Source organism: Acidihalobacter aeolianus, from assembly GCF_001753165.1.
In the GTDB taxonomy this organism is placed as follows: Bacteria; Pseudomonadota; Gammaproteobacteria; order DSM-5130; family Acidihalobacteraceae; genus Acidihalobacter; species Acidihalobacter aeolianus.
The window spans coordinates 1,539,298-1,565,564 of record NZ_CP017448.1 but is presented as its reverse complement, the minus strand read 5'-3'; the positions used below and the strand labels follow the sequence as shown (position 1 = coordinate 1,565,564).

General features: G+C 55.0%; 22 protein-coding genes, 1 tRNA gene and 2 pseudogenes. 11 read left to right on the top strand and 14 right to left on the bottom strand.

The window, feature by feature from the left end:
• Window positions 1-28 precede the first annotated feature (28 nt).
• The 5 genes from secF to queA form a co-directional block, all read right to left on the bottom strand.
• Window positions 29-958 (bottom strand): protein translocase subunit SecF, encoded by a 930-nt coding sequence (gene secF, locus BJI67_RS07120; RefSeq protein WP_070072445.1) that lies wholly within the window; start codon window positions 956-958, stop codon window positions 29-31.
• A 16-nt stretch (window positions 959-974) separates the two neighbouring features.
• On the bottom strand, window positions 975-2,828 hold the full coding sequence (gene secD / locus BJI67_RS07115; protein WP_070072444.1) for a protein translocase subunit SecD: 1,854 nt from the start codon (window positions 2,826-2,828) through the stop codon (window positions 975-977).
• Between the two features lie 24 nt (window positions 2,829-2,852).
• On the bottom strand, window positions 2,853-3,191 hold the full coding sequence (yajC, locus tag BJI67_RS07110) for a preprotein translocase subunit YajC (protein WP_070072443.1): 339 nt from the start codon (window positions 3,189-3,191) through the stop codon (window positions 2,853-2,855).
• Window positions 3,192-3,255: 64 nt separating this feature from the next.
• Window positions 3,256-4,371 (bottom strand): tRNA guanosine(34) transglycosylase Tgt, encoded by a 1,116-nt coding sequence (tgt, locus tag BJI67_RS07105; protein WP_070072442.1) that lies wholly within the window; start codon window positions 4,369-4,371, stop codon window positions 3,256-3,258.
• The gene (queA, locus tag BJI67_RS07100) at window positions 4,368-5,393 is read right to left on the bottom strand and encodes a tRNA preQ1(34) S-adenosylmethionine ribosyltransferase-isomerase QueA (RefSeq protein ID WP_070072441.1); all 1,026 of its coding nucleotides are present in this window, start codon (window positions 5,391-5,393) and stop codon (window positions 4,368-4,370) included. Before queA ends, tgt begins: the two co-directional genes overlap by 4 nt.
• Window positions 5,394-5,466: 73 nt before the next feature.
• Here queA and BJI67_RS07095 point away from each other — a divergent pair.
• Window positions 5,467-5,553, top strand: a tRNA-Leu gene (locus BJI67_RS07095).
• Between the two features lie 227 nt (window positions 5,554-5,780).
• Here BJI67_RS07095 and BJI67_RS07090 read toward each other — a convergent pair.
• From BJI67_RS07090 to BJI67_RS17390, 3 genes and pseudogenes are all read right to left on the bottom strand, one after another.
• Window positions 5,781-6,080 (bottom strand): annotated as a pseudogene (locus BJI67_RS07090) (DEAD/DEAH box helicase family protein); the annotation flags it as partial.
• Between the two features lie 53 nt (window positions 6,081-6,133).
• Entirely contained in the window at window positions 6,134-6,331 is a 198-nt protein-coding gene (locus tag BJI67_RS07085) for a hypothetical protein (protein WP_070072439.1), read from the bottom strand.
• 667 nt (window positions 6,332-6,998) lie between these two features.
• Window positions 6,999-7,774 (bottom strand): IS5 family transposase gene (locus BJI67_RS17390; protein WP_156782064.1). Its coding sequence is split into 2 segments (ribosomal slippage): window positions 6,999-7,459 and window positions 7,459-7,774, totalling 777 coding nucleotides; the frame shifts between segments, so codons are not numbered across the junction.
• Between the two features lie 40 nt (window positions 7,775-7,814).
• On the opposite strand from BJI67_RS17390, the pseudogene cas1 reads away from it, so the two are divergent.
• The 3 genes and pseudogenes from cas1 to BJI67_RS07060 form a co-directional block, all read left to right on the top strand.
• Window positions 7,815-8,537: pseudogene (gene cas1, locus BJI67_RS07070) on the top strand (CRISPR-associated endonuclease Cas1); the annotation flags it as partial.
• The gene (locus BJI67_RS07065; protein WP_231940915.1) at window positions 8,534-9,454 is read left to right on the top strand and encodes a reverse transcriptase domain-containing protein; all 921 of its coding nucleotides are present in this window, start codon (window positions 8,534-8,536) and stop codon (window positions 9,452-9,454) included. The pseudogene cas1 and the gene BJI67_RS07065, both read left to right, overlap by 4 nt.
• Window positions 9,455-9,556: 102 nt before the next feature.
• Window positions 9,557-9,904, top strand: coding sequence for a hypothetical protein (locus BJI67_RS07060; RefSeq protein ID WP_070072435.1), 348 nt, complete (start codon window positions 9,557-9,559; stop codon window positions 9,902-9,904).
• Between the two features lie 573 nt (window positions 9,905-10,477).
• Here the strand turns inward: BJI67_RS07060 and BJI67_RS07055 are convergent.
• The 4 genes from BJI67_RS07055 to BJI67_RS07040 form a co-directional block, all read right to left on the bottom strand.
• Window positions 10,478-11,005 (bottom strand): GNAT family N-acetyltransferase, encoded by a 528-nt coding sequence (locus BJI67_RS07055; RefSeq protein ID WP_070072434.1) that lies wholly within the window; start codon window positions 11,003-11,005, stop codon window positions 10,478-10,480.
• A complete protein-coding gene (locus BJI67_RS07050; RefSeq protein WP_070072433.1) occupies window positions 11,002-11,280 on the bottom strand; it encodes a type II toxin-antitoxin system TacA family antitoxin in 279 nt (92 codons plus the stop codon). Before BJI67_RS07050 ends, BJI67_RS07055 begins: the two co-directional genes overlap by 4 nt.
• Before the next feature lie 130 nt (window positions 11,281-11,410).
• A complete protein-coding gene (locus tag BJI67_RS07045) occupies window positions 11,411-11,896 on the bottom strand; it encodes a type II toxin-antitoxin system HicB family antitoxin (protein WP_070072432.1) in 486 nt (161 codons plus the stop codon).
• A gap of 7 nt (window positions 11,897-11,903) precedes the next feature.
• On the bottom strand, window positions 11,904-12,116 hold the full coding sequence (locus BJI67_RS07040) for a type II toxin-antitoxin system HicA family toxin (protein WP_070072431.1): 213 nt from the start codon (window positions 12,114-12,116) through the stop codon (window positions 11,904-11,906).
• Between the two features lie 405 nt (window positions 12,117-12,521).
• On the opposite strand from BJI67_RS07040, the gene BJI67_RS07035 reads away from it, so the two are divergent.
• From BJI67_RS07035 to galE, 4 genes are all read left to right on the top strand, one after another.
• On the top strand, window positions 12,522-13,175 hold the full coding sequence (locus BJI67_RS07035; protein WP_070072430.1) for a hypothetical protein: 654 nt from the start codon (window positions 12,522-12,524) through the stop codon (window positions 13,173-13,175).
• A gap of 222 nt (window positions 13,176-13,397) precedes the next feature.
• On the top strand, window positions 13,398-14,777 hold the full coding sequence (locus BJI67_RS07030) for a dihydrolipoyl dehydrogenase (RefSeq protein WP_070072429.1): 1,380 nt from the start codon (window positions 13,398-13,400) through the stop codon (window positions 14,775-14,777).
• Between the two features lie 85 nt (window positions 14,778-14,862).
• The gene (locus BJI67_RS07025; RefSeq protein WP_070074024.1) at window positions 14,863-15,864 is read left to right on the top strand and encodes a type I glyceraldehyde-3-phosphate dehydrogenase; all 1,002 of its coding nucleotides are present in this window, start codon (window positions 14,863-14,865) and stop codon (window positions 15,862-15,864) included.
• Window positions 15,865-16,413: 549 nt separating this feature from the next.
• The gene (gene galE / locus BJI67_RS07020) at window positions 16,414-17,397 is read left to right on the top strand and encodes a UDP-glucose 4-epimerase GalE (RefSeq protein ID WP_070072428.1); all 984 of its coding nucleotides are present in this window, start codon (window positions 16,414-16,416) and stop codon (window positions 17,395-17,397) included.
• A gap of 90 nt (window positions 17,398-17,487) precedes the next feature.
• Here galE and cysN read toward each other — a convergent pair whose 3' ends face one another.
• Window positions 17,488-19,413: a sulfate adenylyltransferase subunit CysN gene (gene cysN / locus BJI67_RS07015; RefSeq protein ID WP_070072427.1), complete on the bottom strand. Its 1,926-nt coding sequence runs from the start codon at window positions 19,411-19,413 to the stop codon at window positions 17,488-17,490.
• The gene (gene cysD / locus BJI67_RS17780; protein WP_070072426.1) at window positions 19,413-20,309 is read right to left on the bottom strand and encodes a sulfate adenylyltransferase subunit CysD; all 897 of its coding nucleotides are present in this window, start codon (window positions 20,307-20,309) and stop codon (window positions 19,413-19,415) included. Before cysD ends, cysN begins: the two co-directional genes overlap by 1 nt.
• Before the next feature lie 980 nt (window positions 20,310-21,289).
• On the opposite strand from cysD, the gene BJI67_RS07005 reads away from it, so the two are divergent.
• The 3 genes from BJI67_RS07005 (at window position 21,290) to prsR (ending at window position 26,256) form a co-directional block, all read left to right on the top strand.
• On the top strand, window positions 21,290-22,696 hold the full coding sequence (locus BJI67_RS07005; RefSeq protein ID WP_070072425.1) for a TIGR03013 family XrtA/PEP-CTERM system glycosyltransferase: 1,407 nt from the start codon (window positions 21,290-21,292) through the stop codon (window positions 22,694-22,696).
• Window positions 22,697-22,768: 72 nt separating this feature from the next.
• On the top strand, window positions 22,769-24,898 hold the full coding sequence (gene prsK, locus BJI67_RS07000; protein ID WP_070072424.1) for an XrtA/PEP-CTERM system histidine kinase PrsK: 2,130 nt from the start codon (window positions 22,769-22,771) through the stop codon (window positions 24,896-24,898).
• Window positions 24,895-26,256, top strand: coding sequence for a PEP-CTERM-box response regulator transcription factor (gene prsR, locus BJI67_RS06995; RefSeq protein ID WP_070072423.1), 1,362 nt, complete (start codon window positions 24,895-24,897; stop codon window positions 26,254-26,256). Before prsK ends, prsR begins: the two co-directional genes overlap by 4 nt.
• The last annotated feature ends 11 nt before the right edge of the window (window positions 26,257-26,267 follow it).

The window sequence follows — 26,267 nt, the reverse complement described above, 5'->3', positions numbered from 1 at the left end:
CTTCTACCCTAGAGAGGCTCCCTTGCGCTTACGGTCGGTCGTCGACCTCACCCTTCTTGGCCGGCATTAGGTCGGCCTTGCTGATTCCAAGCAGCAGCGCGAGCGAACTGGCAATGTATACCGATGAATACGTGCCGAAGACCACGCCGACCAGCAACGCCAGCGAGAAGTTGTGAATCACGCTGCCGCCGAGGAAGAACAGCGACAGCAATACCAGTACCACGGTAAACGAGGTCATCACGGTACGCGACAGGGTCTGATTGACGGCGGTATTCACCACGTCGACAGGCGTGCCCTTACGCATGCGGCGGAAATTCTCGCGGATTCGGTCGTAGACCACGATGGTGTCGTTGAGCGAGTACCCCAGCAGTGCCAGCAACGCGGCCAAAACCGTGAGATTGAATTCCAGGCCGCTCAGAGAGAACACACCAAGCGTCACGATGATGTCGTGCATCGAGGCGATGACCGCGCCTATCGCAAGACGATACTCGAAACGGAAGGCCACATAGATCAGGATGGCGATCATCGTGTAGAGCAGTGCCAGACTGCCGTCCTGGCGTAGCTCCTTGCCGACCACAGGGCCGACGAATTCAACCTTGCGCAGCATGACCTGACCGTCACCGGCCTGCTGCAGTACCGACAGCACCTCATCGCCGATCTTGGAACGGTCTTCGTGTGGGTGGGGAGCAACGCGGATCATCACATCCTGCGCCGTGCCGATATTGGTCGCCTGCGCATCCTTGAACCCATGCGAATGCAGGGTCTCTCGCACCTTGGACAGGGGTACGGATTTGGCGTAATGCACCTCAACCACCGTGCCACCGGTAAAGTCGATACCGAAATTCAGCCCCCGAGTGGCCAGCGCTGCGATCGATATGATCACCAGAACCGCGGACATCGCCATCCACCAATGGCGCTTGCCCATGAAGTTGATATTGGTCTGCTTGAACTGAAACATGATCTGTCCGCGCTCTCTAAATGGCCAGGCTCTTAACGCGCCGGCGGCCGTACACAAGGTTGACGACCGCACGAGTACCCATGATGGCCGTGAACATTGAGGTCACGATGCCAATGGAGAGCGTCACGGCGAAGCCTTTGACGGGCCCGGTACCGAAGGCGAACAACATCAGTGCCGCGATCAGCGTCGTGATGTTCGAGTCGGCGATAGTTCCGAAGGCGCGCTCATAACCGGCGTGGATGCTCGCCTGTGGGGTATTGCCATGCCGAAGTTCCTCGCGGATGCGCTCGAATATCAGCACGTTAGCGTCCACGGCCATACCGACCGTGAGCGTTATGCCTGCAATGCCCGGCAACGTCAGAGTTGCCTGGATCATCGACATCACCGCGACGATCAGCACCACATTGGCGATCAGCGCCAGATTGGCGACCAGTCCGAACAGGCGGTAGTAAACCGCCATGAACAACACCACCAGCAGGAACCCTATCACCGCCGAGTTGAATCCCTGTTGGATATTTTCCTTGCCGAGGCTCGGGCCGACGGTACGTTCTTCGATGATCGTCATCGGCGCGGCGAGCGAACCGGCACGCAGCAGCAGCGCGAGATTGCGTGCCTGTTGCGGGCTGTCCAAGCCGGTAATCTGGAAGCGCTTGCCGAGCTGCTCCTGAATGCGTGCTACGTTGATGACCTCTTCAGTCTTCTTGTGCGTCACCACCGACTTGCCGTTGATCTTCTCGGTCACCGGCTTGCTTTCGATGTAGACCACCGCCATCAGCCTGCCGACATTGTTGCGCGTCGCATCGCTCATTAGATGCGCGCCCTCGGCGTTGAGGGTGATGAACACCGCGGGTGAATTGCTCTGCTGAGCGAAACCGGACGCCGCATTGACCACGTAGTCGCCGGTCAGGATGACATGGCGCTGCAGTAGAATCGGCTGCCCATCTCGCTCGTGGAACAGGCGAGTATTCGGCGGCACGTTGCCCGTACTGGCTGCCTGGGCAGCATCCCCCTGGCGCGAGACCAGGCGGAATTCGAGGCCGGCCGTTGCGCCGAGGATATCCTTGGCACGCGCCGTATCCTGTACGCCCGGGAGTTCGACCACGATGCGATCCTTGCCCTGCTGCTGGATCACGGGTTCGGCCACGCCGAGTTCGTTGACGCGGTTACGCAGGGTGGTGATGTTCTGCTCCATGGCATAGCGCTGCGTCTGCGCCAGCGCGGCCTGACTCATGTGCGCAGCCAGTGCCGGCATGCCGGCATGCTGTACCGGCGTGAAGCTCAGATCGGAGTATTCGCTGCCGAGGACGCCTTGGGCCTTGTCGCGTTGTACGGTGTTGGGGAAGTCGATGTACAGCGCTTCCTTGTTGCGGCTGACCTCCGTGTAACGGATCTGCTTCGACATCAGATAGCGGCGAATACCTGCTTCGTCGCGATCCAGTACCTGTTCGACCGCCGCTCCCATGTCGATCTGCAGCAGGAAGTGCACGCCGCCGCGCAGGTCGAGTCCGAGATACATGGGCTGAGCCCCAAGGTCACGCAGCCACTTGGGCGTGGACGGCGCTAGATTGACCGCGACGATATAACGGTTACCGAGCGATGACTTGAGGGGATCGATCGCCTTGAGCTGCTCCTCAGTGTCGTAGAAGCGGATCAGATAGGTATTGTTCTCATGTTCGATGCGCTTGTAACGAATATGCTCCTTGTCGAGGATCGAGCCGAGCTGGGCGCCGAGGGCGTCGCTCACCGGTGTGTCGCGGTGCGAGATCTGTATGGCGGGGTCTTCGCCATACAGATTCGGCAGCGCATAAAGCAGACCGACTACGACGACCGCGACGATCAGCAGGTATTTCCAGAGGGGGTAGCGATTCATCCTGCGGTGTTTCCTGATGTCGGATCAGAGTCCCTTGATCGTGCCCTTGGGCAATACGGAGGTTATCGCCTGCTTCTGCAGCTTGACCTCGACGCCTTCGGCAATCTCGACCTGCAGGAAATTGTCGCCTACCGCCGTGACCTTGCCGACGATACCGCCATTGGTCACGACCTCGTCGCCCTTGCTCAGCGCCTCGATCATGCGTTTTTGTTCCTTGGCGCGCTTGCTCTGCGGCCGGATGATCATGAAGTACATGACCGCGAACATGATCGCGATCAGGATCATGAAGTCGAGCCCGCCCCCCTGTTGCGCGGCGGCAGCGCCGGTCCCTTCGGCATAGGCGTTCTGAATCAAAAAGCTCATCGCTCGCTCCTCGTTTGCAGGCATCGTCGAATGCGGGGAGCCCTCGCCCCGCAAAGGCCGCGTATTATGGCACAGCGTCGCCGGGATTTGCGCGCAGCGCCCGGAAGGCCGAGACATACTCGTCCAGGCACCCCGCGGCGATCGCCTCGCGCAGTTCGCGCATCAGCGTCTGGTAGTAATGCAGATTGTGGATCGTGTTGAGCCGCGCGCCGAGGATCTCGCCGCACTTGTCGAGATGACGCAGGTAGGCTCGCGAGTAATTCCGGCAGGTGTAGCACTCGCAGCCCTCTTCCAACGGACGCGTGTCGTCGGCATAGCGGGCGTTGCGGATACGCATGACGCCGCTGCGCGTATACAGAAAGCCGTTGCGTGCGTTGCGCGTCGGTATCACGCAGTCGAACATGTCCACCCCGCGAAGCACCGATTCCACGATATCCTCCGGCGTGCCTACACCCATCAGGTAGCGTGGTCTATCCGCGGGCAGCGCAGGCAGGGTGAATTCCAGGGTGCGCAGGCGTTCTTCCGCCGGCTCGCCCACCGCCAGTCCGCCGATCGCATAACCGTCGAAGCCGATGGCCTGCAGGCCCGCCGCGGATTCGAGACGCAGCGCCTCGTACATGCCGCCCTGCACGATGCCGAACAGGGCCGATGTACTGTCGCCGTGCGCTTCGCGGGAGCGTGCCGCCCAGCGCAGCGATAGTCGCATCGACGCCGCAGCCTCGTCCTCTGTCGCGGGATACGGCGTGCACTCGTCGAACACCATGACGATGTCCGAGCCCAGTGCGCGCTGCACCGCCATCGAACGCTCCGGGGTGAGCATCACCTTGTCTCCGTTCACCGGTGAGCGGAAGCTGACGCCCTCCTCGCTCAGCTTGCGCAGTTTGGCCAGGCTGAACACCTGAAAGCCGCCGGAGTCGGTCAGGATCGGCCGCTCCCAGTGCATGAAACCGTGTAGGTCGCCGTGGCGTGCGATGATTTCGGTGCCGGGCCGAAGCATCAAATGAAAGGTATTGCCGAGCACGATCTCGGCGCCCAGGCCTTCCAGTTCCTCGGGCGTCATGCCCTTGACCGTGCCATAGGTGCCTACGGGCATGAAGGCCGGGGTCTCCACCGTGCCGCGCTCGAAAGTCAGGCGTCCGCGGCGAGCGGCACCGTCCCGGGTCAGAAGATCGAATTTCATGATGCCCTGGTCAGGAACATGGCGTCCCCGTAGCTGAAGAATCGGTAGGATTCGGCCACCGCGTGGCGGTAAGCCGCCATCACCGGCGCGTAGCCCGCGAAGGCGCAGACCAACATCAGCAGCGTCGATTCCGGCAGATGGAAATTGGTCAGCAGTGCGTCCACGACCTTGAACTCGTAGCCGGGCGTGATGAAGAGCTGCGTGTCGCCGGCGAAGGGCTTAAGCTCGCCGGATGCCGCTGCGCTTTCCAGGCTGCGCACGCAGGTCGTGCCCACCGCCACCACACGGCCGCCGCGTGCCCTGCAGGCCGTCACCGCCGCGCACACCGTCTCGTCGACCTCGGCGTATTCGGCATGCATATGGTGCTGGCTCGGGTCTGCCACGCGCACCGGCTGGAACGTGCCGGCGCCGACATGCAGGGTCACCCGCGCCGTCTCCACGCCGCGTGCGCGGATTCCCGCCATGAGCGCCTCGTCAAAGTGCAGCCCTGCGGTGGGCGCGGCCACTGCGCCGGCACGGTTGGCGAAGATCGTCTGATAGCGTTCCCGGTCTGCCTCCGTATCACCTCGCTGTATGTAGGGCGGCAACGGAACGTGGCCGTGATGTTCGAGCTGTTCGAGGACGCTTGCGCCACCGGTGAACTCGAGGATGAACAATTCCCCTTCGCGCCCTTGCACCTCAACCGACACGCCACCTTCGAGTTCCAGACGGCTGCCAGATGCCGGACTCTTGCTGGCGCGAATGTGAGCCAGCGCCCGTCGTTCACCGACGATGCGCTCGATAAGCACCTCGACCCGCCCACCCGTGGCCTTATGCCCATTCAGGCGGGCCGGAATCACTCGGGTATCGTTGAATACCAGCAGATCGCCGGGCTTGAGAAGATCCGGCAGAGCGATAATCCACCGGTCACTCAGCCCGGTCTCGGCGTCGAGTACGAGCATACGGCTGGCGCTGCGCGGTTCCAGTGGCACCTGCGCAATCAGTTGCTCGGGCAGTTCATAATAAAAGTCGCTGGTCAGCATGGCGCGCGATGGTATCACGCCTCGCAAGGCGGATTTGCCTGTCCATGCATTTCGGGTAAACTGCCGCGCTCGTGCCGGGATGGCGGAACTGGTAGACGCGCCAGACTCAAAATCTGGTTCCCGCAAGGGAGTGCGAGTTCGATTCTCGCTCCCGGCACCATTAGTTTTTTTAATTGATGAATTAGTTGATTTAATAACTAATCGAATCAATAAGTTAGCTGGTGTTTTTTTGCTAATTGTTGCAAACCCAATACAGCGGTGGTCCCAATCCTACCCCACTGCCCTAGCAGCAACAGTTCATAGTTCGATTCTCATTTGTAGAACCACCCCTCAAATAATCTCGGTTAGGGTCAGAGACCGTGCTCGTGGTCGTAGCGGCCTCGATACATAGGTGTAGACCGGATCGCCGAAGTACTTGTAGGTGTCGGCATTCACGTCGCGCTTGGGTGTGGCTGTCAGTCCGAGCTGCACGGCAGGCGCGAAGTATTCGAGGATGCCGCGCCACGTACTTTCATCCTTAGCCCCGCCTCGGTGACATTCGTCGATCACGATGAAGTCGAAGAAGTCCGGTGGATAGCCTTCGAAGGTGAACTGCCCTTCTCCCGTCATGAAGGTCTGGAAGATGGTGAAGAACACATTGGCGTTCTTTGGAATCCTGCCCTGCTTGCGGATTTCATCGGGGCTGATGGGGCAGCCGCGTCCGCATCTACGGGCGGCCTTTGCAGCACTGGAAAAGCTGTTCAGCCACGCGCTCGCACGTCCTCATCGTTTTCTAGCAGTGCTTCAATTGCACCCACGAGCGCACCGACCGTCGAACCGACCGCTATGCCGCAGGCGGACGCCACGCCGACGGGTCCGCACACGGGCAACGCCACGATCAAGGCCGCGCCCAGCGGCGCCCCTTTCAGCGCCCTTTCCATGATCCTGAGCAGTTCCATCGTTTACCTCCATTGAGTCGGGTATCTGGTTTCAAAACCTGTGCGCAAGCTGATGCCACGCTATACAGGCATGATCGCAAGATAATGGATCAACACGCGCTTACGGCAAGCTTGTCGCACTGATCAGTGGACCAAGAACTCTCGCAGTTTCGCTCCATCATCATCCCGGGCTTTCGTGTCCTGCACCTGATGCCGAACTCCCTGCGCGGGTGATGGCAAGCTGCAGGAGCGACGGTCTGCGCGGGCAATGTGCCGACGGGCATCCCCAACATGCTCCTGTTGCCAATAGCCCAGCCAAGCACCTGCCAGCAGGCTCAGGATGACAACGAGACCCTGCAACCATTTCCCGATGTTCACGTTGCCTCCTCCCGTACCGATCGCTTGATCGCCAACTGGCGCGGAGGAGGACACTAATTCCGAATGGCTGGGGCCAGCGGCATCTGCAATCTTGCCGCTCGGCTTTTACGGGCTACCCGATGACCTGGCAATAGAGTCCATCGCAGTGGCGTGAGAGGGCGGGCATTACCCGGCGCAAGAATCGCCAAATCGAACAAGCGCTCATCTGCCACAACCCGCCGCCCGCGTTTCAGATGGGCCGGCCTCATGAAGACAGTTCAGCCGCGCATCCTACAAGGAACTTTTGCATGCCATCGTGGTCACTAATTATTTAGGGCCTGTTCACACTAAAGAGGGTGTTGACGATAAGCGCGAAGTGGATGAAGAAAGTGAATACCACGTCGAGTTTATCGAATCTTGAGAAGATGCGCCGGAAACCCTTGAGCCGTCGAAAAAGGCGTTCGATCTCATTGCGTTTCTTGTAGAGCTCGCGATCGTATTCCCAAGGTGTGAGGCGATTGCGCTTGGGCGGCACCACTGGGGTCATACCCAGTTCCAGTGCGAGCTGGCGCGTTTCGTCACCCTCATAGGCTCGGTCCATGATGACCGAGGTGCCTTCCCAGCCGCAGTGCTCCAGGCTTTTGAGCAGTTTCCTACCTTCTGGCGCATCTCCGGCCTGTCCCGGGGACAGGCGAAAAGCTACGGCTCGGTTGGCTCCGGCGGCGACCAAGTGAATCTTGGTTGTCCATCCGGCGCGGGACTTGCCGATAGATTGAGGACCGTTTTTTTTTGTGCGCCGGTGCCGTCGGGATGAACCTTGACCGCTGTGGAATCGAGCGAGACGTGATCGACCTGGATATTGATCACATCATTTTCTTGCAAGGCCAGGAAGACTCGATCCAGCACGCCCTGTTTGGCCCAGCGATTGGCGCGCATATAGATGCTGTGCCAGCGACCGAAACGGGCTGGCAGACCGCGCCACTTGCAACCGTGCTCTGCGACATACAGGATCGCATTAAGTACCTGTAAATTGGATATTTTAAGGTTGCCCCGAGGAATGGGTAACAAGGGTTCAATGATTTTGTATTGCTGCGATGTGATTTCCATGCAGCTATTATAACGGAATTAGTGTGAACAGGCCCTAAGACAGGATTCCCGACTGGAAATGGCGCGCTGCGTGCTCAGGCTGAAGCTCGAAGCGTATCTCCGACGAGATCCACATCTCGCCAAGGCAAGTCAGCCCGTGGCCGCTTCCCTTGAAGTCGCACTGGCCAATCTGGAAACAGCGGACAAAGCGGAAGCGCTCCGCGGTCTGGAGGGAGCCGCGGCCGCGCAATGGTTTTCAGCATTGGCAGCTAACCTCGATCCGCAGTGGCCATTCCCCGGACGCAACCGCAGGCCACCGCGCGACCCGGTCAACGCATTGCTGTCGCTGGGTTACACGCTGGCACTGGGTGAAGCACGCAAACAGGTCCTGATCCAGGGTCTGGATCCCGCCCTGGGTTTTCTACACATGCCCGCGCCAGCACGCGACGGCATGGCGCTCGACGCGCTTGAGCCGCTTCGTGTCGCGGTGGATTGCATCATCGTGAACATGCTCGACGAATTCAAACCACAGGATTTCACCTCGTCGCGGGACGAGGGCTTCCGTCTCTCCAAGGCCGCCAGAGGGCGATTCTACGCCTTGTGGTCCGCTGCATCCGCACAGGATTTCGGTGGCCTTTTTGCAGCCGAACAGGAGGCCCGGGAGATGGATGAATCGCGTGACGATCAGGCCGGCCCGCCCACTGCGTCGCTGGCGGGAGCTGCGCGGACCGCAGTGCGCCGCTTGCGCTCCACACTGCCGGAAATACAGCCGTGGGACACTTGATTGCGGAAATGGTCGCCCCGGAGAACATGAATCGGGCCTGGCGACATTTGCGCTATGACAAGGCGCCCTGGTCGTCCAGAATCGATTCCGACGCGCTGCGCCACAACTTGCCATTGCACCTGCTGAGTCTTGCCCGCGAACTGCAAACAGGGCATTACCACCCTATACCGGTGAGACAGTTCATGATCAACAAACCGGATGGTGGCAAACGGGTACTTTCGGTCTATTATCTGCGTGACAAATTCGCTCAACGCCTCGCCGTGCAGGCACTGGAGCCGCTCACGGAAAGCACCTTCCATGCAAATTCCTATGCATATAGACCGGGACGTGGCGTAAACGACGCTCTGGCGTGCGCCAGAGAGCGCGTCAACACCGGTTGGAGCTGGACGGTCGACGCCGACATCGCAACCTTTTTCGATGCCGTGCCGCATGCGCTGCTGTCCAGAGTATTGAAACGTAAAGTGCCTGATCGGCAGCTTCGCGCCATCGTCCACACATGGCTGGCGCTTGGCCCGCATACGCAGGGCTTCCTCAGCCGCAGGCGCGGGTTATTGCAAGGTGCGGTCATTTCGCCACTTCTGTGCAACCTGTATCTCGATCCACTGGACCGCGCATGGGCGGCGTCAAACATTCCCTTCGTGCGCTACGCAGACGACTTCCTGCTGTTCGCCACAAAACCGAGGACCAGGCCAATGCAGCGCTTGAATACACCCACAAAAGATTGCGCAAGCTCGGCCTCACACTACACCCACGCAAGACGCGCGTGGCCCACGCGGATATGGTGCATTTCCTCGGTGAACCACTGGTCCGCCGCAAGCTGCGCGAAAACCGGCGATCGGCTCGTCGCGGGTAAGCATCCACCTGCCTGCTGGCCGTATCGAGTCGTTCGAGCAGCAAGCTTGCCAGTGTCAGGATAATCTTCATTTAGCAGTATTGTGTCTTCCAACAGCCGGCCAGTATCCATGCCTGACAGACATCAGGGCCTCGCCGGCACTCAATCATTTAAGGAGGAGACAGACATGGGACTTTTCGGATGGATGCGCGACTGGCTAAGCGGCGACAACAGCGGCATGGGCATCGACCCTGCAACCGGCAGCAGTCTAACGGGCGATTCCAGCAGCGGCTGTACCATCAATCCTGCAACCGGCCTGCCCATGATGGATAACAGCTGTGCGGGCGTCGATGTCGGCGGCAATCCCTACGGCACGGACCTGTCCGACCCTTCCGGCATCCACGATAGTGCCTCGCCGTTCTCCAGTAGTGCTGACTCCTTCAGTACCGGCAGCAGCTTCGACAACGACTGGTCGAGTTCAAGCAGTTTCGACAGCGACTGGAGCAGTTCCTCTTCCAGCTTCGATGACTGGTAGGCGCTACCAGAACGGGTAAACAGCGAGTGCCGTGCTGGCTGAGACCTACCCGGTATCCTTGAACGGGATAATCGACCGCCACAAATAAAAGCCCTCCATGACAAGGAGGGCTTTTATTTGTGGCATTCCGGAAACCGGGCAAATCCCATTAAAGGGGAAGGTCCAGTTTCGAGGCGCAGATGGTTTCTACTGATATGACTGTTACGCAATTTTGGGGCAGACGCCCTAATAACGTGATCGCACGCAAGATCAGCGCCCGCTGTTGGCAGCGGGAGATTCATAACACCCCACCTGAATTACCTCACCTCACCTAGCAAGTCAGCATGACGCCCCTGCACTTCGAGAAGCCAGACGACCTCACTCAGTTTCCCGAGATGGGCGGTCACATCGCGTATATCTGCTCGAGTCGCCGAGTCCCTCAGTGTGCTTGAAGTTGTAGTGAATCAACAACGATGTTCTAGACACAGCAAAATGTAGACCAATAATGCTGACGTCAGTTCACGGTGTGGATGCAGACAGTTAAACATAGTCACAAAAGAAACCGCAGTTCGATTTCATTGCTGAATCGCTTATTCACGTTGTTGGGGGGATGGACTTAAGGACCGTAGCTATGGGGATGTAAAGCCGGCCCGGATTGCCCGGCAGCGGCATGAATCCATATTTCCTGTAGAACCCGGCGGCGCTCTCGTTGAGTGGATCTGTAACCATCGCATAGACGGAACTGTGTTCGGATACCCGCGCAGTGCGCCACAAGGCATCCATGAGCAGTTGCGGCCCGTACCCCCTGCGTTGTTCGGTGTGGTCTACGGCCAGCCGTCCAAGGACGATTACACCAAGGGGATGACGAGGGAGCTTGGGGGCTTCGTCTTCGCTCAGTGAGTCCCACGCTATTTCGCCGTTGCTTAGCGTGTAGTAGCCGATTATGCGTTTTGGGGCAGTATCATCCGTCAGGACGAAGACACGGCATACGTGCTGGTCTTGATGCTTGGCCGCTTTAGTGCGCAAATAATCAGTCAGCGTTTCCCTGCCATCGCCCGTCCCAGCATCGAAGCTCCTTCGGTCGTGTTCCAGCCGATCGAGCGTGGTGAACTGAAGACTCACTTGGCTTTATTGCTTAGATACTGGCTCATGGCGTTCTTCAGCTCCGTGTTCGGCTCCGGCGGGTTTTCCAGCGCGTCGAGGATCTGCCGATAACCTTCCTCGGTCGTGGTAATCCGCTGAGCCCGCGCGACGATCTTGCGGGCACGCTTGATGGCGTAATCCCACACGAATCGGCTGACCTTGATGCCTTCTAGTTCGGCGGCGAGAGTGACCAGCTCCTTCTCGGAACGAAGCACGCGGATTTCCATCCGATCTTTCGTAGCTGCTGCCGTCATGGCGAAGTCCTCTGCGCATCTGTTTGCCGTACATTGTACGGCAAACAGATGCGCAGAGCAAAAGCGTTCATGCCGTCAGCGAGCCCGCAGGATGCACCCCACGTTCGTGGGGTGGTGAAAGCGCATGCCATTAAACCCTGACAACACGACGGGCCTTTGATACTGGTGGTTTTGCTGATTCCAACGTAGCCGCATCGAGGCTGATGACGAGCCGTTTACCCAGCGCAGCGACGGCCTGCGCGATGCGCGGCAGCTTCGATGCATAGTGCGGGTCGAGCAGACGGCGGACCTCTTTTTCGTCCACGCCCAAGCGGGCTGCGAGCTGCACGTTACTGATGTCGGCCTCGCGCATGGCGACATAGAGCGCGGCCTTGGCAACGGTCTCCGCCGGGGGTGACACCGGGTACTCACCAGCGCGCACACGCGAGGGGATAGGGAAAGATAGACGCCCCTTCATATAAGCGGCGAACACCTCATCCATCGCGTCAGCGGCTTCTCGCAGCGCATCGGCCACATCTTCGCCTTGCGTCACCAACTGCGGCAGATCGCGGCAGGTCACGACGAACCCGCCCTCTTCATCGGGCGTCAATGCCACTGCATATTCAAATGTATTCATGTTGACCTCACAGATCACGGGGATCGATACCAAGCTGGGCGCACATGGCCCGGAACGTCCCTGTCTTGAGTTCATCCTTTGGGTTGCGAACGATGGTGAACGTGCTGCCGTAGTAGAGCGTCTGATGACTCCCCTTACCGCGACCGGCATCCACGGAAACCTCAAAACCGTTCTTCTTCCCAAGGGCTTTGACCCTGCGGATGAACTCGTTTCCTTTCATCGAGGCATTATCGGACAATAACGTCCGATAAGCAACGGCTAGACCTTAACACCAGGAACAACACAAACCCGTGAGTCAGATGGCTTTGATAAATAAGCTTGTGCCTACTTAATTACCATGCATTTTAAATGCCGTTAAAACACAGCGGTCACTTATCAATGTATTTGTCCAAGACATAAGAAATCCCTGCTTATAACGCAAGTTACAGCTCATGGAGTCGCCATGTGCAAGTCTTGTCGACGCGCGTGTTTCGGTGTTTTGATGGACAACTCCGCGCAATAATGACCTAAAGCAAAATAGGGTCGCGAATAAGGAAACACGCGCTCCGTTTGTCACACTAATTTTATGAACAAGGACAAGAGTAGTCACGCATCACAAATGCATGACCACTCGGAGGATTAAATCATGAACCAGATGGATTTACATATGAAAGAAGGTCTGGTCGCCGGAGCGGGTGTCGAGGCGATCAGTGGCATTGGTGCTGTGGTTCTTACGATCATAGGCCTTGCCCATGTGTTCCCGGAGCTGCTGCTTGCTATATCTGGATTGGCTGTCGGCGTTGGCTTGTTGTTTGAGGGTGCAGCTATCAGTGCGGAACACAAAAAACTGATTGCACGCATCGCCCCGGATAAGTTGCAGCAGATCAACATCGACATGGGCATGAGTGTAGAACTGATTGGTGGTCTGACGGCTGTCGTGCTTGGCATCCTTTCGGTATTGGGGCTTGATGCCACCGTGTTGATGCCTGCGGCGGCGGTGGTCGTTGGCACGGCGCTCATTCTGAGCAGCGCTACCACGCAACGTCTCAACGCGCTGCGCATCGCCGCAGCAACCGAGGAGTTTGAGGGTACGGCATTGCATGTGGCTCGCGAACTGGTTAATGGATCAGCCATGACTCAGGTTTTGGTCGGTATGGCTGCCGTAGTACTCGGTATCTTGGGTCTTATTGGGGTCGACAGCATGGTGCTGACCCTAGTGGCCTTCCTGGCTATCGGTGCATCTCTCGGCCTAAGCGGTTCAGCCATTGGTGGTCGTCTATTCGGTGCCATCAAGGGTTAGACGATTGACGCATGTAACAAGTAACAGGCGCGCCCGCCGCAAACAACGGCGGCGGGCGCTGCACAGATCCAACCGTCTTTTGATGATCTGCATATAAAAGGATTTGTTCAATTGATTGCATGAAGTGCCGCCGTATTCACGGCGCTTAGCGACTTCCGATGCGGTTAATCGCTCTTCCTTTTTCCCCAATCTAACGGTTTTCTATCATGAGAGGAGACAAACGTGCAGCAGGTCGACGTAATCACCCTGGGCGCCGGTGGTGGCGCCTATCCCGCGGCCTTCCGGCTTGCCCGAGCCGGGCGTCAGGTACTGATGGTCGATCCAAAGGGAGTGATGAGCGGCAACTGCCTGGCTGAAGGCTGCGTACCATCCAAGGCGGTGCGCGAATATGCGGAGCTCAGCCGGCAGGCCAGTCGTTTCGGTTTGGGGAGGAGCACCGAAATCGATCTGGCACACATCATGACGCACAAGGATCGAGTTCAGCGTACGCGCTATACCCAACACGCCGCCGAACTTGAAAAATTATCCGCCAAGTTAAGCCTGATCCAAGGGCGGGCACGATTCCAGGACGCGAATACGGTCGTGGTCGAGAACGACAGTGGCACGAAGAGCTATCGTGCCGAGCACATCATCATCGCAACTGGGGCCGATATCTTCGTGCCCCCTATCCCTGGGGCAGAGCACTGCATGACCTCGCGGGACTTGTTCGCGCTGAATCCGACCATGCAGTCACTGCCTCGTCGCCTCATTATCATTGGCGGTGGTTATATCGGCCTAGAAACCGCCAGCATCCTCCATGCACTGGGTAGCGAGGTCACGCTGCTCGAACAGCAACAGCAGCTGCTTCCTGGGATCGACCCCGACTTCGTCGCTGGGTTGACGCCGCTTCTGGACCCGACGATCCGCATGATCACCGGCGCGGAGGTCGCCTCGATCGAGCCCACGACAGCCGCCGTTCTGAAAGTGAGCTTCCGTACTACTGAGGGTGACGAGGTACTTGCCGCAGATGCCGTGCTGATGGCCGCAGGGAGGCATCCGGTCATTCCCGAGGGGCTCGAAGCCCTGGGCGTTCAGGTCGAGCGAGGCCGGATCATGGTGGACTCCACTCTGCGCACCTCGGTACCGCATATCTATGCCTGCGGTGATGTCAATGGTCGAGTTCCTCTGTTTCATGCCGCGGTCGGACAGTCCTTGACCGCAGCGCGCAACATCCTTGGCGGCGACAGGGCCCCGATGGATTATTTCGATTTCAACAGTGTACCGACAACGATCTTCACCCTCCCCGCCGCTGCCTATGTGGGGCGGACACGCGCCGCACTACAGGCTATGGGACGCGAGGCCATTGAAGCAGCATATGTCTTCGCTGAGGACTCGCGCGCGCAGATATACGACGAGCCGGATGGTGAACTGCGTCTGTTTTTCGAGCCAGGCAGCCTGCGCCTGATGGGTGGATGGGTGCTCGGGATCGACGCCGGTCAGCTGATCGGGCAGATCGGGTTGGCCGTGTCCAAGGGATTGACCGCACGCGACCTGGCGGCGTTCTGCGACCAGCACCCGATGGCCAGCGAAGGTATCTCGAAAGCAGCCCGTCGATTGTTCTGAATCACACCTCGTAGCGCATGGATGCGGTTCAAATCCATTGCGGAGCATCCCGGCCGCATTGCCCAACCAGCCCATGGAGGTTGCCATGAAACGTATTGCCATCAACGGACTTGGCCGCATCGGCCGCCTGATCCTGCGTCATTACATGGACCTGAGCGATGGCCAGGTCGAAATCGTCGCGGCCAATGACCTCGTACCCACAGACGATCTCGCTTACCTCATCCGCTACGATTCGGCCCATGGTCGGGCCCCTTTCGTCGTGGAAGCCGCGCCGGAGAGCCTGAAGCTCAATGGTCGGGAGATCATGATTAGCGCCATCAAGGACCCAGCCCAACTTCCCTGGAAGGATCTGGGGGTAGACGTGGTCTACGAATGCACGGGTCTATTTACAGCACGGGATGCTGCTGCTGCCCATCTTGCTGCCGGGGCTCGCCGTGTCGTCATCGGCGCACCTTCCAAGGATGCGGACATGACCGTCATCGTCGGCGTGAACGAACGGGTATTCGATCCGGCGCGCCATCAGATCATTTCGAACGCATCGTGCACCACAAACTCCTTGGTGCCACCGATGAAAGTCCTCCTCGACCATTTCGGCGTTGAGATGGCGATGGTCACCACCGTACATGCGTACACCGCCACGCAAGGTACCGTGGATCGCCCAGCCAAGAAGAAGATCCGTGGTCGCGCTGCCGCAGTGAACCTCATTCCGACCAGTACCGGCTCCGATATCGCCACCGTGCAGGTCCTGCCGGAACTCGAGGGCCGCCTGCGTGCACTGGCGATTCGTGCGCCTGTGATCGACGGTGCCATCACGGACATCACTGCCCTTCTCAAGAAACCAGCCACGGCGGAATCGCTGAATAGCACATTCCGCGAGGCTGCGGCCGGTCCGTTGGCAGGCATTCTCGGTTACAGCGAGGATGACCTAGTATCCAGCGACATCATTGGCGATCTCCACTCCAGCATATTGCATGCGCAATCGACCCGTGTAGTGGGTGAACGCATGGTTAAACTTCAGTGCTGGTATGACAATGAGGCAGCTTACGCTCGACGCATGCTGGATCTCGCTTTACGACTGCCCCTATGAGCGCTGTATGTGCCACCCTTTGGCGAGACATCTCCAATAGAAGCTTGTATACCTCGATAACACACGGACACATGCCTTTTCGATGATGAGCCCTCCTGAACGCAAGACGCGTCTAGATATTTCTGGTGGGTGACTAGGGCGTGATTGAATAACCTGATCATGCACCATTAGATACGCATGAAAACACATCTTCATATGCTTCACCCGAAACAGGAGGTTTATAATGCCCAGGTACAGAAGACATGTATCTTGCCCTTCTACTGATTTCGCCAAGTATATGCCAGAAAGAAGCTAGACCGTTGTTATCAGCATGTGCGCTGGAGAGCGGCTTTGTCTCGGCTCATAACGTCAGAAACACGCTAACATGATCAAAGTTGACACGAATCTGAACAAATACTAACCCTAAAATATCTGGCAACCAAGGTCGGTTACCTTGCGATCTGATCTATTGTGCCAAGCAGCAGATGGTTATCAATTTTAATCAATAGCTACTGCTTGGATGTAATGTCCTAAGTTTCAGAAATTCGATGGCTTGCCAAAGGAATAAGCATGAAAATTTTGGTAACTGGTGGTGCCGGCTACATCGGCTCGCATGTCGTGCGTCAACTCGGCGAAGCCGGCCATGATGTGATCGTTTATGACAATCTTTCAACCGGACATGCATGGGCAGTGCTATATGGCTCGCTGATCGAGGGAGATCTTGCCGACGGAGAAGCCTTGGACGACCTGTGTGCCACACACCGTTTCGATGCTGTTCTGCATTTTGCGGCGAATATCGTGGTGCCGGAATCAGTTGAAAATCCCCTCAAGTACTACGGTAACAACACATGCAACACGCTGAATTTACTTAGACGTGTTGAGCGTTACCATATCCCCTACTTCGTATTTTCATCGACGGCAGCCGTGTATGGCACACCTGACGAAACCATGATTGACGAGACCGCTCCACTGGCTCCAATCAATCCCTATGGTGCAGCCAAAATGATGAGTGAAAGAATGCTCATGGACCTAGGCCTGGCAGGCGGACCGAAGTACGTCGCATTGCGCTATTTCAATGTTGCAGGCGCCGATCCGGAAGCGCGTATCGGTCAAGCCACGCCAGACGCGACACACTTGATCAAGGTGGCCTGCCAGACAGCCTTGGGACAGAGGCCTCGTATGCAGATATTCGGGACGGACTACCAGACACCTGACGGAACTTGTATCCGCGATTACATCCATATTGAGGACCTGGCGCGAGCTCATTTGGACGCGCTGAGCTACCTTGCCAACGGTGGTGAATCACAAGTACTCAACTGTGGATATGGGCAAGGGTATAGCGTACGCGAAGTTGTAGACATGGTGCGTAAGGTGAGCGGCGTCAAATTTCAAGCTGATGAAGTTGCCAGGAGGGCTGGTGACCCACCGGCGTTGGTAGCCGATAACATGCGGATCAAATCAGTACTGGGTTGGCAGCCGAACTATGCCGACCTCGAACGCATCGTTGCAGACGCCTGGCGTTGGGAAAGCAAGTATGCGAAGCAAACGTCCTAATATGGGCAGCGGTCAACAATCAGCTTTTGACAAAGTGCGTAAGTTAGGGTCAGGGCGGCCATCAATCCGTTGACTGTCGTCTTAGAGCGGCTAGGATTCCAGGGCCCTTACCAAATCGCCGACTGCTTCGGATAGCGGTTTGTTATCTTGGTGGCCAATTACGATATTTGGTGAAACCGGAGTTTCATAGACACTATTAATACCCGTCATATTGGGTATTTGGCCGAGCCTCGCTTTCTTATACAAGCCCTTAGGATCGCGCTGTTCACAGATTTCCAGAGGCGTGTCTACAAAGACCTCGATAAATCGATCCTCACCAATCAACTCGCGAGCCATCTCGCGTTCTTGCCTGAAAGGAGAAATGAATGCCGTCATCACAATAAGGCCGGCATCTACCATTAATTTTGCGACCTCAGCGACCCTACGGATGTTCTCCACGCGATCGGCATCGGTGAAGCCGAGATCCTTGTTCAGGCCATGACGGATGTTGTCACCATCCAGGATATACGTTCGTAGACCTTGTGCATGCAAGGCCACCTCCAAAGCATTGGCCAACGTAGATTTGCCTGAACCAGACAGGCCAGTAAACCAAATAACTTGGGCCTTATGCCCATTAAGTCGTTCACGCTCCGCGATGGTTACTGCAAGGTCCTGGCGATGAATGTTTTGGGATCGGCGGAGAGAATGTTTGATCATGCCGGCCGCCACCGTTGCATTACTGAACCGGTCGATCAGGATGAATCCCCCTAGCGTCTTTGATGCCAGGTATGCGTCATAGGCTAAGGGCTTGCCCAGCGATAAGTTACAGCTGCAAATATCATTTAGTGACAATTGTGTAGAAGCTTCATGTGCAAGCGTATTAACATCCAGCTTGTATTTTATTGCAGTTATCGAAGCTGCTGCAGTTTGAGTAGCCAGTTTGATTTCATAGTTTCTACCAATTAGCCCCGGTTCTTCGGCCAACCATACCAATGTCGCCTCAAACTGATCCGTTGTCTCTATCGGGTGATGGCTTTCAGAAATCACATCTCCTCTCGAAATGTCAATTTCCCTGTCCAGGACCAAAGTAATGGCATCACCAGTGCCGGCTTCCGCTAGCGCACCATCAAAAGTTACAATATCTTTAATAGTCGCCATCTGCCCATTACGTGGCAGTCGAATTTCATCTCCAATCGACACGCGTCCTTCAACCACGGTTCCACTGAATCCGCGAAAGTTTAAGTCCGGTCTATTTACCCACTGCACGGGAAACACAAATCGGTCAGATTGCGCGTTCGCCAGATGATCAACCGTTTCAAGATATCCCATGAGGGTTGGACCCACGTACCAGGGCGTTCTTGGAGAACGGGCTACGATGTTATCGCCCTGCAATGCACTGATAGGAATAGGTGTAACCGTATCAAACGCGAGCTTTGTTGAGAATTTCCTGAATTCATCACTAATTTTCAAGAATACCTGCTGATCGAAGTCGAGCAGATCCAGTTTGTTTACAACCAGAACAACCTGACGTATTCCCATCAGTGAAGCAAGATACGCGTGGCGTCTAGTTTGAACTTGCACGCCATGACGTGCATCGACCAGTAACAAAGCAACATCCGCGGTAGAGGCACCCGTTATCATATTACGTGTGTACTGTTCGTGACCGGGCGTGTCTGCAACGATGAACTTGCGCCGCTTGGTAGCGAAGAACCGGTAAGCGACGTCTATCGTGATGCCTTGTTCCCGCTCGGCCGCCAGCCCATCAACCAGGAGAGCAAAGTCTATACCTTGATCCTGAGTTCCGAAGCGATTCGATTCGACTCGCAAAGCAGCCAACTGATCTTCAAATAAGAGCTGAGACTCCCACAGCAAACGACCAATCAGCGTGCTTTTACCATCATCCACGCTTCCACAGGTAATAAACCGCAGGAGATCCTGAGAATTTTCTCGGTTCAGAAAATCCTCCAGAGTCTCGCGCTGTTCTGTTAACTGACTAGCTGATTGGGATGCAGCTTCCTTACGTCGTGACCTTGCCATTAGAAGTATCCTTCTTGCTTCTTGATCTCCATACTCGCAGATGCTTCGCTGTCGATAGCACGTCCCTGGCGCTCGGACTGATTCGCATGTAGTAACTCTAGTATGATTTCTGGTACAGAGGTCGCCTCAGACTCAATCGCACCAGTTAAGGGATAACAGCCCAGGCTACGGAACCTGACAGTCATTTGCTCGATCGATTCACTGGGCAAGATGGGCATGCGGTCATCATCGATGACAACAATTAGACCATCACGTCGAATGACTGGCCTCGGCTTCGCAAAATACAATGGAACCACAGGTATATCCTGCTGATAAATGTATTGCCAAATATCCAACTCAGTCCAGTTAGACAAGGGGAATACCCGAATGCTCTCCCCAGATCGCTTTCGAGTGTTATATACATTCCATAATTCAGGTCGCTGATTTTTAGGATCCCATCTATGTTTGGATGTACGAAAAGAAAATATTCTTTCTTTCGCACGTGATTTTTCCTCATCACGACGCGCACCGCCAAACACAATATCGAAACGATGCTCGTCCAATGCCTGTTTAAGACCCTCCGTTTTAGTAATGGTCGTATGCAGGGTCGCCCCATGATCGAATGGGTTTATATTTTTAGCGATTGCTTCCGGATTGATATGCAACAGCAGCTGCATGCCACTTTGTTTAGCCATCCATTCACGAAACATATACATCTCACGAAACTTCCATCGTGTATCCACATGCAGCAGTGGAAATGGGGGTTTCGAGGGATAAAATGCTTTGCGTGCAAGATGTAGCATGACACAACTGTCTTTACCTAGAGAGTAAAGCATGACAGGGCGTTCAGCACCCGCAACAGCCTCACGTATGATATGTATGCTTTCTGACTCAAGGCGACGCAAGTGGGGTGTCATGGTCCGAACACCAGGCTTTTGTGAAGGAAAATTCAGTGGGCGCGGGGGATAAGATAGTAAATGGGTAGATACCCCATCCGGTAAGGTATCCATTGATTGGAACAAATCTATAAGCTCACCATGTGGGAAAAGGGCGAGTTCCTTCCCGATATGCACCCTCAATGATTCCAGGGCTCTGAATACATCACCATTTGCCGGACTGGGACCGTTAAATGGCATCCAGTAACGCCCTCCTCTAGCATCATTCACATGCAGACAAGCATTGCCTCCAGGCAGTTTGGCAAGTTGTACAAAAAGTACGCGTTTGCGCGCCTTACGAACCTTCTCAATTTCCCAACTCAATACAGAGCGCGTGGGTTTTGCACCACATGAATCCGCGAGATCCTCGGGCAACAACAGAGTAGGCAGCATGCATAAGCTATTAAGCCGGCGCTCTGCGGTGCGTTTGGTATCCGCCAATCCCTGCGATTTAAGGGACTGATAAGCGAGATGTGTATCCCAAACCCGACAAGCATCCAGGCCGTACAACTCTGTCGCGATTTGCATTATATCGCCATCCGCTATGTATATGAAAGCACATACCGCGCATAATCACTTGCGATGCGCGACAATTGAATTAATACGACACAACTGCGTGGCATGTCAATAAGGATGCCCATTTCTTCGGTACAAGAGCCGCTTGCTAAAATTTAAGACTAGACAAGCCTTGTCCAGATGCTGTCTACTTTTCACGCGTAGGTCACGTGAATGCGTTAAGTTGCACCACCACGGCATCTTGAAGAGTGAACGCTCGCCTATCTTGCAATTACCGCATCAACCATGTAGTGGTATGGGTATTACGCTAAGTTTCCACTCGAATGGAAAGGATGCTAGATATGCTGTCCCACCATTGCTCTGACCTCAACACCTCAGCAATACGGCAACTACGCGAAGGAAATGGACTTCTGCAACAGCACGGTAGCTAGGAAACCAGGCGACTAATGATAAGAAGAAAGAATTTTGGCAACCACCTCTCCAGAGGCGTGGTGCTTCTGATTCTGTTTCAGATGGCAATCTCTTTCGGCTCAGTTTATCTATCAGATTTCACACTTTCCAAACTTGACGCCACCCATGTAACGACATACAGCACGCTACCTCCGCATGCATTGGTCTTCACTGCGGTGATCATACTGAGTCTCTTTGCAATTGGGCTATATCGAAATCAACTTCGCGGGACGATGGATCAGATCATCCTGCAAATATTGGTCGGAATGGGTCTCGCGTCGATAGTCCTATCAGTACTTTACTATTTCTTCCCTCCCCTTGATATCACGCGAGGGGTTATGGCCTTGGCAGACTTGCTCGCATTCATTGGAATTTCTGTCACACACATTATTTTTATCTCCGCCTTGGATCAAACTTTTTTTAAACGAAGGATCCTCTTCTATGGCGCAGGGGAAAGTGCACAAAGTTTACTTGAAAGAATGCAACGTAAGGCCGATCGCAGGCTATTTCATATAGTAGGCTGCATACCAGTACCCAATGAACCCATAAAAGTTATTGGTGAGCCATTGCTAGAAACCACGCCCGCCGATCTTGAGGATTTATGCCATACCCAGCACGTTGACGAAATTGTAGTAATACCCGATGAGCGCCGGCTAAAACTACCTTTGGATGCTTTCCTCAATCTTCGCCTTGACGGCATCCAAACGTCAGACGCTTTATCTTTTTATGAACGGTACATGGGTAAACTGAAAACGGATTTGATGAGCCCCTCTTCGATCATATTCTCCGAGGGTTTCGATCAAAATCGCTACAACGAGGTTCCCAAAAGAATCATTGATCTTGGACTCAGTCTGGCGATGCTAATCGTAGCGTGGCCCTTGCTCATTCTTGCAGCCATCGCCATTTGGGTTGAAGAGGGATTGGGCGCACCTGTGTTTTACCGACAAACCAGGATCGGTTTATACGGCCAACCCTTCAAGATCATCAAACTTCGCAGTATGCGCGTTGATGCGGAAGCCGACGGCAAGGCAAAGTGGGCAGGAACAAAAGATAGCCGTGTAACCCGCGTAGGCTCTTTCCTAAGAAAATACCGCATCGATGAACTACCCCAACTGATCAATGTTATAAGGGAAGACATGAGCTTAGTTGGGCCCCGCCCTGAACGCCCAGAATTTGTTGAGGATCTGCGTAAACTGATCAATTACTACGACTTAAGGCATCGTGTCAGACCGGGAATCACCGGATGGGCTCAGCTATCGTATCCCTATGGTGCAAATGAGCGGGATGCGATGGAGAAACTTCAGTTCGATCTTTATTACGTAAAGAATGCCAACCTGGTTCTTGACATCTATATTCTTATAGGCACTGTTGAAGTGATTCTCTTGGGCAAGGGTGGTCGATGATTAGGCGGGCCAACATCAAAACGCCTCCATTCACGGACAGCGCCTGATCATTCTTTGAAATACTAACTGCCGATGCACGCCACTGACTGGATCACCACAACGAGCTACGGCATTGGAGGAATTACTTTCCTGGTTTTCGGTGGGGTACTGATAATTGCCAACCGCAAGGATCATCCTCTAGGTTCACTCCTGTTGTGGGCGAGTTTAACTAGTGCAATATGGATGCTCTTGCTGGCATACTGGCCTCACCATCCGCACACCCCTCTCTACATCGTAACCGCCGCCGAAGCACTGTCCAATTCAGCCTGGCTTTTCCTCATTGGGCGCTTACTGGTCGGATACAAGTCTCAATCCCCCTGGCGACAAACTCCTGTTTGGGTTGCTATCGCGGCTCCTTTAATATGGTTTCTGGCAACAATCGCGACGATTTATTCCTCGCCATCAATCAACACGACTAGCATCTTTGTCAATGCTCAAGAGACATTCATCCCCGGAGGCCTCACATTAGCCATTATCGGGCTTGTTATGCTCGAGCAGATTTGGCGAAATGTTGTACCAGAAGACAGGTGGTCCTTAAAGTACCTCTGCATAGGAATCGGCGTCCAATTAACCTATAACCTCCTGCTCTACTCGGAAGCGATGCTCTACCATGACATCAATTCCATCCTCTGGGGTGCCAGAGGGGCCGTATTCGCACTCACAGTTCCGTTGCTCTTGATCTCATTTTTCAGGAACAAGAAGTGGCCCGGCAGCTTGCTAATTTCACGTCGCATCGCCTTCCATTCTGCCACTTTAATTGCAGCCGGAGCATACTTATTAATCGTTGCCGGTGGCGGGTTTTACATCCGCGACTTTGGTGGTAGTTGGGCTAGTTTCTGGGAAACATTGTTCATTGCCGCCGCCTCAATCCTGCTCTTGTCACTCATGGTCTCCGAGCAGATTCGGGCGCGCATCCGAGTATTTCTATCCAAAAACTTTTTTACTTACAAGTATGATTATCGAGAAGAATGGAACCGTTTGACTAATCTACTGTATCGTCACTCAAGTACTAATGGCCTGCCTTATGAGCGTGTTATCCAAGCCGCGGCAGAGATCGTTGATAGTGTGGGGGGCGCCTTGTGGACCCTGCAAGGCTCTCCGCCGTCATATAGGCTGGTTGCATCGAGCAATCTCCACATTCCAGATCAAGATGGCGCATCCTTTGATACAAGCTTCATCGCATTCATGACTTCAGGCGACTGGATAATCACTGCAGATTCGAGCCGATCTGACCACGGTAAACATCCCGCCGGCAAGCCACCTGCGTGGTTAAAACACGTACAGAACTGGTGGTTGATCATTCCTCTAGTCCTCAAACCAGATCTTGTTGGCATTCTGATACTGGCACGTCCTAGGATTCCACGTTCTCTTACCTGGGAAGATTGGGACTTACTAAAAACAGTAGGTCAACAACTGGCGGCTTATCTTTCTCAGTATGAGGCCAACCAATCATTGTCACAGTCACGCCAATTCCAAGCAGTTCACCAGCTCAGTATTTTCCTCATGCACGATTTGAAGAACCTGATCGCTCAACAATCTCTTCTTGTCAGCAATGCGGCTAAACATAAGCATAACCCGGCCTTTATTGACGATATGATTGCTACCATCGAAGACTCCGTACAAAGGATGACACAAACGCTAGGGCAGCTACAGGGCAGGGAAACGGTGGGTTTAAAGCGCAGAGTTCTCGTGTATGAGTTTGTGAACAAAGCCGTGAAAAACTGCGAAGATCGCCAACCCTCGCCTGTCTTGGAATTGGATCGCAAGCAGATAGGCACTGCATCCAGCTTAAGTGTAATGTGCGACCCTCTTGCCCTGGTTAACGTACTCGTGCATATGATCCGTAACGCGCAGGACGCAACGCCGGATACTGGCTCTATTCGGGTAAAACTGGTTGCAAAGAAGAACCGGATCACCATCAGCGTAATTGACAACGGTGTCGGCATGACCCCTCAATTCATTCGTGAACGCTTGTTCAAACCTTTCGATACCACCAAGTCTGCAAAAGGCATGGGAATTGGTGCCTATCAGGCGCAAAGTTTTGCCAGACAGTATGGGGGGGATGTAGAGGTTGAAAGCGTACCTGGCTATGGAACCCGCTTCCATCTGTGGCTCCCAGAGGCCGACGAAACATCGATGACCTCATCGGAGGTATCAACATGAAATCTGATCGCCCATCACTGCTAGTGGTGGAGGATGATGCTGGATTGATCAGACAGCTGCGTTGGGCGCTGGAAAAGTACGACACCTACTTTGCCGGGACGCGCAAGGAAGCGCTTGACCAAATGAGAGCGCACGCTACACCAGTTGTCCTGCAGGATCTCGGTCTTCCGCCCGATCCCAATGGCACCGAAGAAGGCATGGCAACCTTGCGTGACCTGCTTTCGCTCGAGCAAGACACCAAGATCATTGTCGTCACAGGCAACGGTGACCAAAACAGTGCAGTTCGTGCGGTTGGTTTGGGAGCTTGGGATTTCTATCCCAAGCCACTCGACATGAACATACTTGAAATCATCATCGACCGTGCATTCAACGTCTGGAATCTTGAACAGGAGAACAAAGCTCAGCAATTACGGAGCACCTCACCTCTCGACGGCCTGATTGCCAGCAGCCAGAACATGCTCAAGATCATTAGACTGATTGAGCGTGTCGCTCCAACAAATGCAACCACACTCATTCTTGGAGAGACGGGCACTGGCAAGGAAATAATCGCGCGTTCGCTGCACGCCCTGAGCGGTCGACAGGAAGGCAGATTCGTTGCGATTAACTGCGCATCTATTCCCGAAAATCTTCTGGAAAGCGAACTGTTCGGCTACGAAAAAGGCGCATTTACAGGGGCAGTCAAACAAACGCCAGGTAAAATCGAAACCGCAGACAAAGGCACGCTATTCCTGGATGAGATCGGTGACATGCCGATGGAATTACAGGCCAAACTTCTCAGGTTCCTTCAGGAGCGGGTTGTGGAACGCCTGGGTGGAAGAAAGGAAATCTCTGTGGATGTTCGGATTCTTTGCGCCACGCATCAAGATTTACAGGAACGAATCCGCTCTGGCCTATTCCGCGAAGATCTTTACTATAGGATCAGTGAAATCGTCATTGAGGTGCCTCCCCTGCGGGCGCGCAATGGTGACGCGGTGCCCATCGCACAAGTCTTGCTCAGGCGCGCATCGCATGCACACAAACGCGCCATCCGCGGATTCACCCACGAAGCCATACTCGCCATAGAGCGCTATCTCTGGCCAGGCAACGTCCGAGAACTGGAGAACCGTATCAATCGCGCCGTGATTATGTGCGAAAACAATATGCTCGATTGCGATGACCTGAATCTTCCGTCGATGACGGAGGATGATGAGCCGGCGCTGCCAACTCTCAAGGATGTTCGTGAAAAAGCCGAACGTGAGGCACTGGAGCGCACACTGGCGATATCATCAGGTAATCTGACGCGTGTAGCCGAACTCCTTGGCATCTCACGTCCTACTTTATACGACCTCCTAAAACGCCATAATCTGTCTGCAAACTAGACGCATCCCTT